Annotated in this window: 1 pseudogene; it reads left to right on the forward strand. The window is 40.8% G+C overall.

The features are described 5' to 3' along the window. Positions 1 to 112: 112 nt before the first annotated feature. Positions 113 to 245: pseudogene (gene hemC / locus BHE89_RS02665) on the forward strand (hydroxymethylbilane synthase); the annotation flags it as partial.

Below are 245 nucleotides of genomic sequence, written 5' to 3' on the forward strand. Positions count from 1 at the left end.
AAAGCCCTCTTGCTATGTGGCAGGCACTTTATGTGAAAGAACAACTACAACTTACTCATCCAGGTTTAGTCGTTGAATTAGTACCGATGGTCACTAAAGAGATAATACTATTATGTCAAAAAGTACCATCCGTATTGCTACCCGCCAAAGCCCTCTTGCTATGTGGCAGGCACTTTATGTGAAAGAACAACTACAACTTACTCATCCAGGTTTAGTCGTTGAATTAGTACCGATGGTCACTAAAG

It is taken from the genome of Shigella sp. FC1967, from assembly GCF_001743005.1.
In the GTDB taxonomy this organism is placed as follows: domain Bacteria; phylum Pseudomonadota; class Gammaproteobacteria; order Enterobacterales; family Enterobacteriaceae; genus Proteus.